We start from the raw sequence: 5,674 nt of genomic DNA on the forward strand, positions 1-5,674 counted from the left end.
CGGGCGGCCCCGGCAACGCCGCCGGCGTGGCCGAGGCGCCCGTACCGTTCGGGACGGCGAGGTGGCAGGCCAGGTGGCCGGGCGAGGCCGGCGAGGTGCTGGTCGACGTGCGCGCCACGAGGAGCCGCAACGTCGCCTTCGTCCACCCCGACCACGGCGTGCAGGCCCGCCTGGCCGGCGCCGGGTCCCTCGTCGAGGTGACGGCGGCGGGGACGGCCCAGCCGGCGGCCAACGCGCCGCTCGACGCCAACACGCTGCGGGTCGTCACCGTCGACACGGACGGCCGCCAGACCTTCGTCGGCGGCGCCGCCCCCGGGGCGGCCGACACCATCGCCATCGTCGACCTGACCGTGACCGTGACCGTCGACGCCGACCGGGTCGACGCCTACACCGGCCTCGGCGCCCACCCGTCCCACCGCCGCTTCATCGGCCGCATCCTCCAGCTCGACGACCCCGAGGACGAGGACGCCGTCGTCTGGTGCGACGTCGACCCGGCGGCGATCAGCGGGGCGAGCACCGCCCAGGCGGCCGCCTTCGCCGTCGCCCTCACCGGGACGGCCCGGCTGACCGGCGGCAACGACGGCGACAAGCCCCAGCCCGACGACCTCGCCGGCCGGGAGGCCGACCCCGACGACGCCGGCATCCCGGCGACCGGGCTCGAGGCGCTCGACGACGTCGACGACATCGCCATCATCGCCGCCCCCGACGGCAGCACCTACGCCGACGCCGACACGTGCGCGCAGGCCGCCGACCGGCTCATCGGGGCGGCCGAGCGGAACCGGTTCCGGGTGGCGATCGTCGACGGCCCGGCCGGCAGCTCGATGAACGAGATCCGCGCCTTCCGGGGACGGTTCGACTCGAAGTACGCGGCCCTCTACCACCCGTGGATCGAGATCCTCGACCCGCTCGGCCGGGTCGAGGCCGGCGCGCCGCCGGCCCGGATGGTGCTCCCGCCCTCCGGGTTCGTCGCCGGCATCTGGGCGAGGAGCGACATCGAGCGCGGCGTGCACAAGGCGCCGGCCAACGAGGTGGTGCGCGGGCTCACCCAGTTCGAGGCGAACGTCAACACCGCCCGCAACGAGGTCCTCAACCCCGAGGGCATCAACGCCCTGCGGTTCTTCGAGGGGAGGGGCAACCGGGTGTGGGGCGCCCGCACGCTCTCGTCGGACCCGGAGTGGCGGTACGTCAACGTCAGGCGGCTGTTCGTCTACATCGAGCACTCGATCTACGACGCGACCCACTGGGCGGTGTTCGAGCCGAACAACGCCCGCCTCTGGCAGAACGTCCGCATCATGGTGGAGGACTTCCTCCTCGTCCTGTGGCGGGACGGCGCGCTCCTCGGGGCCAAGCCGGAGGAGGCGTACTTCGTGCGCTGCGACCGCACGACGATGACGCAGAACGACCTCGACAACGGCCGGCTCATCTGCCTCGTCGGCGTCGCCCCCACCAAGCCCGCCGAGTTCGTGATCTTCCGCATCGGCCAGTGGACGGCCGACGCGCGGATGGCGTGAGTGCGGCCGGTGCCGACGGGCCCGACCTCCATGACGGGCCGGTCGACGGCCCCCGCCCGGACGAGCTGAGGAGGCTCCCATGGCGACCCAGCGCTCCGACCCGTACGGGACGTTCAACTACCTCGTCTCCCTCGGCGGCCCCCAGGGCACGGGCGACGAGGGCCAGGTGGTGGGCGGGTTCTCCGACGTCACCGGCCTCGGGGTGACCGTCTCGTACAGCGAGTACCGCAACGGCAACGACCGGTTCAACACGCCCCGCAAGATCGCCAACACCTACAAGAACGACGACATCCAGCTGAAGCGGGGGCTGATCGGCTCGACCGACCTGCACGCCTGGCTGAAGGCCGTGCGCGAGGGGGCGAGGGACGCGAGGACCGTCATCATCACCCTGCTCGACGAGGCGAGGAACCCGGTCGCCACCTGGAAGCTGCGCAACGCCCAGCCCACGAAGTGGGTCGGGCCGGCCCTCGGCGCGAAGGGCGGCGGCGAGGTCGCCATGGAGGAGCTCCACCTCGTGTGCGAGGACGTCGACTACGAATGACGCCGCCGACGCTCGCCCCCACCGACCGGCCGCCCGGCGTCGCCGTCCGGGTGCCCCCGCCCGCGCCGGGCCTCGCCGGCGTGCGGCTCGACGGCTGCGGGTTCGTCGGCGTGGCGCCGCGCGGGCCGGCCTGGGTGCCCACCCCCGGCACCGGCCGGGTCGTCCTGCGGGCCGCCGAGTGGGTGGCGCTCCCGCGGCGGCGGTCGGTCGCCGTGCCCGTCGACTCGTGGGACGCCTACCGCCGCACGTTCGGCGGGGCGGACGGGCCGGGCCGGCTGGCGCTCGCCGTCGCCTCGTTCTTCGAGCAGGGCGGGCGCAGGGCGTGGGTGGTGCGGGTCGTGCCCGACGCGGCCGTGGACCGGCGGCTCGCGGCGTTCGCCACCGGGGCGTTCGACCTGGGCGGTGCCGACCGGCCCGGGCTCCGGCGGGCCGGGGGCGGCGAGGTGCGGTTGCGGGCGCGGGGCCCGGGCCGGTGGGGCGACGCCCTCCACGTCGAGCTGCGGTGGGCGGCGCGGCCGTTCGCCGCCGACCTGGCCGCCTCGACCGGCGCCGAGCTGGTGCTGGACCCGTCGACGGCCGCCGCCGTGCCGCCCGGCTCGCTGGTCGTCGCCCGGATGGCCGACGGCACCACGGCCCGCACCTGGGTGGTGGCCCGGCGGCGCGTCCCCCGCCCCGACCGGGCCGGCGCCACCGTCGTCCTCGCCCTCGACCCGCCCCTCGCCGGGGCGCCGCTGGCCGTCGAGCTGGCGGAGGGTGAGGCCGTCGTCACCGACCTGGCCGGCGACGTGGAGCGGGGCGAGCGCCACGCCGGGCTCGGGCTCGACCCCGCCCACCCCCGGTTCCTGGCCGACGTCCTCGCCCTCGGGTCGGGGCTCGTCGAGCCGGACGCGGCGTGGGCCGGCGAGCGCCTCGACCCCGTGGGGCCGCTCACCGCCGTGGCCACCACCGGCTTCGCCGGCGGCCGGGACGACGAGGCCCTCGTCACCCCCGACGACGTGCGGGGCGCGTGGCCGCCGGACGAGGACGAGGACCTGGCGTCGGGGGTCGGGGCGCTCGTCGCCGTCGACGACCTCGGCATCGTCGTCGTCCCCGACCTGTACGACCCGGGGACGCCGGCGCCGTCGCCGGTGGCGCCGGTCCGGTCGACCGCCGGCGCGGCGTTCGACGAGTGCGTGCGGATCGAGGCGCCGGCCGTGCCCGCCCCGTCCGCGGCCCTCGAGGGGCTCCGCCTCGACCCGTCGGTGCCGGGCGACCTCGACCGCATCGTCGCCCTCCAGCAGGCGCTCGTCGACCTGGCCGAGGCCTCCCGCCGGTTCGTCGCCCTCCTCGACGTCCCGCCCGGGCTGGACCGGCGGGCCGTCCTCGCCTGGCGCGCCCGCCTCGACGGCCGCTTCGCCGCCGGGTACCACCCCTGGCTGCTCGTCCGCCGGCCGGGCGCAGGGGGCCAGGGCGAGCTCGCCGCCGTGCCGCCCAGCGCGGTGGCGGCCGGCATCGTCGCCCGGCGGGAGCTCGAGCGGGGGGTCGTCGCCGGGCCGGCCAACGAGCTGGCGAGGGGGGTCGTCGACGTCACCGAGCGGTTCCGGCCGCCCGTCCACGCCGAGCTCCACCACGCCGGCGTCGACGTGTTCGCGCCGGAGCGGGACGGCATCCGCCTCACCGGGGCGAGGACGCTCTCCCGCGACCGCGAGTGGCGCCAGCTCTCGGTCCGCCGGGTCGTCACCTACGTCGAGCGGACGATCGAGACCGAGCTGCGGTGGCTCGTGTTCGAGCCCAACGACCGGTCCCTCCGCGCGACGGTGCGGCGGGTGCTGCGGGACCTGCTGCGCCGGCTGTGGGACGCCGGCGCGTTCGCCGGGGCCACCGAGGACCAGTCGTTCTTCGTGCGCTGCGACGAGGCCAACAACCCGCCCCACGTCGCCGACCAGGGCCGGCTCGTGGTCGAGATCGGCCTGGCGCCGGCCAGCCCGCTGGAGTTCGTCGTGGTCGAGCTGTGCCGCACCGACGGCGGCCTCGTGCGCGGGGTGGACCGTGGCTGAGGCCGACCTCCTCCGCGCCTTCCGGTTCCGGGTGTCGCTGTTCCGGTCGGGCGAGGGCGAGGGCCCGGACCGGCTCGGCGACGGCGGGTTCGCCGAGTGCACCGGGCTCGAGGTCGCCGTCGACGTGCAGGACTACCTGGAGGGCGGCCGCAACGACACCGTCGTCCGGCGGGTGGGCCGGGCCCGCTACCAGCCGCTCGTGCTGCGCCGGGGGATGCTGGCGTCGGCCGGCGGCCCGGCCGACCGCCAGCTGTGGCAGTGGGTCCAGGGGGTCGTCGCCGGCGTCCGCCCCGTCGCCCGCTACGACGGCACCGTCGAGGTGCTCGACCCGCTCGCCGAGCCCGTCGCCGTGTGGTCGTTCCGTCGCGGCCTCCCCGCCCGCATCGCCGGGCCCCAGCTCAACGCCCGCACCGGGGAGGTCGCCATGGAGGAGCTCCACATCGCCCACGAGGGCCTCGCGCTGGTGGAGGCGTAGATGTCGCTCCTGCGCGCGCAGCTCGTCGAGATCGACGCCTCGCCCAAGGGCAACCCGGTGGGCGAGCCGCTCGAGGTGCAGTTCAACCCGCCGTCGCTGCGCCTCCAGACGACCAACAACGTCACGCCGACCTCGGGCAGCGAACAGCCGGCCCAGTACACGGGCACGAGCTCGACGACCCTGTCCGTCGAGCTGGTCTTCGACACCGCCGACGAGGGCAGCACCGAGTCGGCCGTCGACGTGCGCGAGCGCACCAGGGCCGTCGCCCGGTTCGTGCTGCCGTCCGAGGAGGCGTCGACGTCGGCCAAGCAGGCGCCGCCGAGGGTGCGGTTCCGGTGGGGGACGGTCGTGGTCGACGGGGTGATGACGTCGCTCACCGAGGACCTCGACCTGTTCGCCGTCGACGGCGTGCCGCTCAGGGCGAAGCTGTCGGTCACCATCCGGGAGCAGGACCCGAAGCTGATGGCCCTCCAGCGGGGGGCAGGGGCCAACCGGCCGCCGGGGTCGGGCGGGTTCGCCGGGCCGGGCGGCGCCGGGGGCGGCGGCGACCGCACGGCGTTCGCGCTCGGCGGCGAGACGTCGGTGGAGCTGGCGGCCAGGGTCGGACTCGACCCGACCGCCTGGCGGGCCGTCGCCTCGGCCGAGCTGTCGGTCGGCGGCGGCCTCGGGTTCACCGCCGGCGCCCAGGTGGACTTCTCGGCGGGGCTGTCGGCCTCGGCCGGGCTCGGCGCCAGCGTCGGCTTCGCCGCCGGGCTCGGCGCGTCCGCCGGGGTCGCCGCCGGGGCGGGGGCGGCGCTGTCGCTCGGCGGGTCGGTGGGGGTCGGCGGGTCGGTCGGCATCGGCGTGGCCGTCGGCGGCTCGGCGTCGGCCGGCGTGGGCGTCGGCATCGGCGGCGGCGCCGGCGCCTCGCTCGCCGCCGCCCTCGACGCCGGCTCCGCCCCGGCGCCCACGGCCGGCCCGCCGCCCGTGGCCGCGACGCCGGCGCCGGGCCGGTCGTCGCCCCCGCCGGCCGCCTCCTTCGCGCTCACCGCCGCCGGCGGCGTGACCGCCGCCATCGAGGCCGTCCGGGCCACCAGCGCCGGCGCCCGGGCCGACGGGGCGAGGGCGGCGT

Annotated in this window: 5 protein-coding genes; all 5 read left to right on the forward strand. The window is 77.2% G+C overall.

All coding sequences use genetic code 11. The features are described 5' to 3' along the window. On the forward strand, positions 1-1,511 hold a 1,511-nt coding region (locus tag VGB14_08410), incomplete at its 5' end, for a phage tail sheath subtilisin-like domain-containing protein (GenBank protein ID HEX9992933.1). Between the two features lie 79 nt (positions 1,512-1,590). After that, positions 1,591-2,052 (forward strand): phage tail protein, encoded by a 462-nt coding sequence (locus VGB14_08415; GenBank protein ID HEX9992934.1) that lies wholly within the window; start codon positions 1,591-1,593, stop codon positions 2,050-2,052. Beyond that, positions 2,049-4,088, forward strand: a complete 2,040-nt coding sequence (locus VGB14_08420) for a phage tail sheath C-terminal domain-containing protein (protein ID HEX9992935.1) — start codon at positions 2,049-2,051, stop codon at positions 4,086-4,088. The genes VGB14_08415 and VGB14_08420 overlap by 4 nt, the downstream gene beginning before the upstream one ends. Beyond that, on the forward strand, positions 4,081-4,563 hold the full coding sequence (locus VGB14_08425) for a phage tail protein (GenBank protein ID HEX9992936.1): 483 nt from the start codon (positions 4,081-4,083) through the stop codon (positions 4,561-4,563). The genes VGB14_08420 and VGB14_08425 overlap by 8 nt, the downstream gene beginning before the upstream one ends. Beyond that, on the forward strand, positions 4,564-5,674 hold a 1,111-nt coding region (locus VGB14_08430; GenBank protein ID HEX9992937.1), incomplete at its 3' end, for a hypothetical protein.

It is taken from the genome of Acidimicrobiales bacterium (genome assembly GCA_036399815.1).
GTDB lineage: Bacteria > Actinomycetota > Acidimicrobiia > Acidimicrobiales > DASWMK01 > DASWMK01.

Excerpts from the sequence above, each read along its gene's own strand:
- VGB14_08415 (HEX9992934.1), top strand. The coding sequence starts at position 1,591 with ATGGCGACCCAGCGCTCCGACCCGTACGGGACGTTCAACTACCTCGTC.
- VGB14_08420 (HEX9992935.1), top strand. The coding sequence starts at position 2,049 with ATGACGCCGCCGACGCTCGCCCCCACCGACCGGCCGCCCGGCGTCGCC.